This window comes from Streptomyces sp. NPDC002130 (assembly GCF_040296465.1).
Lineage (GTDB): Bacteria > Actinomycetota > Actinomycetes > Streptomycetales > Streptomycetaceae > Streptomyces.
On the sequence record NZ_JBEOXI010000702.1, the window covers coordinates 1 to 1,683 of the forward strand.

Consider the following 1,683-nt stretch of genomic DNA (forward strand, 5'->3'; position numbering starts at 1 on the left):
CCCGCCGCCCGCTGCACGGCCCGCGGTGACGCGCCGAGTTCCTTGCCACGTCAGCAAGGTCGGGCACTGCACCTTGTGCATCATCGACCAGTAGGGCGGTGCGTCCGAGTTGGCCATCATCTGTTGCTGAGCAGCAAAGGCTTTGGACCCGTACATCGCAGACAATGCCTGATGCGATGCCGGGTCGTTGGCAGTTTCCCACCGCTCCGCGATCCGTTCCTCGGTGATCACGGCCCTGTCGTACACCATGCATTCGAGCCAGCGAACCAACTTGTCGCGACTGGGAGCGTCGGCGAAGTCCTGCAGGAGCCGCGTGCCTTCGCTCGGGTTCTGACTGAAGATGTTCGGGCCCACTCCGCCGATGGTGACCAATCTGCGGACGCGGTCAGGGAACCTCATCGCGACGTTGACCCCGACAACTCCGCCCATCGAATTGCCGATCATCGCAGCCGATTCGATTCCCAGCGCGTCCATGAATCGGATCACCGCCGAAGCTGCCGTGAGAACCGGATGCCCGTCGACGGGATCGCTCACGCCGAAACCCGGGAACTCGAGGATGTAGCAGTGGAAATGCTTCGCGAACACCTCGAGGTTCCCCCGATAGTTCCGCCACCCACTCACGCCGATCCCCGAGCCGTGCAACAGGATCAACGGCGGACCATCCCCTGCCTCGTGATAACGCAAGGTGCCTTTGCCTGTGGCGACTTCGCGTTTGGTCCCGTCATAGGTCACGTCCATGACCCGATATTAGAACGTGTTGCAGTTTCCGGAGCAGGAAACAACGAAGGCGGCCGGCGAGCTCAGAAGCATCCCCCGCTACCACGACGCCCGCTGCGATTCGTGGTCTTCTGCTCGCTCGGCTTCGGCTTTGTCAGCGATGCCTTCACGCAGCGATTCGGGCGCCGCACCTGCTCGAAGTGCCCAGCGTTCACCACATGACCGGCCACACTGACCTTGACCGGTGTGTCCGCGCGGGCGGTCCCGACTTGCGCCGATCCCAACGTCAGGGCGAATGCAGCCATGACAACCAGCGCCGTCTTCTTCGAGATCTTCATGTGTACTGCCACTTCGACACGGGCCACTCCAGATGCTGAACAGGTGCGCGCACCGAAGGAACACGCTGGGAGTCGACGATATTCACTTCGGGTGGCCGTCCGCGATCCTTTTGCTCACCAGCATCTGAACAGTCGACGACAAAAAGTTTGGCGGCACGTCAACATCCCGAGGGCGTCAACGAGCCGACGCCCAACGTACGCACCATTACTGAGAAATCCGTAAATCCAGGCGACCTCCTCAGCCGACGGTCGAGCTGCACCGATGCAAGTTCGGAAAGAAACAACGAGTTCAGTCCGCAGCCCGAAATATTCGGTTTGATAATTTCTTCACAGACAAGCTCACTCCTCGGATTCTCGGGGCCTGCCGATCTTCTCCGGCACACAGGCATCGGAAACTGTTGTGCGCGAACTCTTCAACCCACAAAGTCACGGAAACCGAGGCATAAATGACACACGCGAACGTTACGGAACGGGAAGGACCGCCACGTGCCCGGTACGAACCCGACGACCGCTGGGTTCCGGTTGACCGGCGGTGGTTCGGCCTCGATCGCACGACCATCCTTCCGGCTGCCATCGTGCTGGCCGTCGCAATCGTGATGAGCATCGTCATCCCGCAGATCAACGACGC

General features: G+C 61.0%; 3 protein-coding genes. 1 reads left to right on the plus strand and 2 read right to left on the minus strand.

All coding sequences use genetic code 11. The features are described 5' to 3' along the window. The coding region (locus tag ABT116_RS44615; RefSeq protein WP_351646647.1) for an alpha/beta hydrolase at positions 1-738 on the minus strand (738 nt) is incomplete at its 3' end. Between the two features lie 62 nt (positions 739-800). Next, on the minus strand, positions 801-1,055 hold the full coding sequence (locus ABT116_RS44620) for a hypothetical protein (RefSeq protein WP_143538623.1): 255 nt from the start codon (positions 1,053-1,055) through the stop codon (positions 801-803). A 446-nt stretch (positions 1,056-1,501) separates the two neighbouring features. Between ABT116_RS44620 and ABT116_RS44625 the strand changes: the two genes are divergently transcribed. After that, positions 1,502-1,683: hypothetical protein (locus ABT116_RS44625; protein WP_351646650.1), on the plus strand; the 182-nt coding region annotated here is incomplete at its 3' end.

What these genes read in the sequence shown, in the direction of transcription:
- ABT116_RS44620 (WP_143538623.1), bottom strand. Translation starts at nt 1,055, where the DNA reads ATGAAGATCTCGAAGAAGACGGCGCTGGTTGTCATGGCTGCATTCGCC.